Origin of the sequence: Streptomyces aureocirculatus (assembly GCF_000720475.1) — a bacterium.
In the GTDB taxonomy this organism is placed as follows: Bacteria; Actinomycetota; Actinomycetes; order Streptomycetales; family Streptomycetaceae; genus Streptomyces; species Streptomyces aureocirculatus.
Genome location: NZ_JOAP01000183.1, coordinates 1 through 292 on the forward strand (window position 1 = coordinate 1; position 292 = coordinate 292).

General features: G+C 67.5%; 1 pseudogene. It reads left to right on the plus strand.

The window, feature by feature from the left end:
* Nucleotides 1-73 precede the first annotated feature (73 nt).
* Nucleotides 74-292: pseudogene (locus tag IG78_RS43680) on the plus strand (hypothetical protein); the annotation flags it as partial.

Consider the following 292-nt stretch of genomic DNA (forward strand, 5'->3'; position numbering starts at 1 on the left):
ACAGCGGTCGCCCATCGCCTTCGAGAACGCCTTCCACCTCGCACCAACTACGCTGACGCCAGCCGCGTAACCCGTGTTCAGGATCCGGGGTCAAGGCCCGCTGCCCGACAAGACCGGCGCCACGGACGACGGACAGCGCGCCCCGCTCAAGCAAGCCCTGACGGCCTGGCCCGTCTACCTGACCAGCATCGCAGCCATGTACCTGCTGGCCAGCATCGAACTCACACTGCCCGCCCTGCTCCAGCACCGGGAGCTGCCCGTTTCCTACAGCGGTCCGATCCTCACCGGCTTC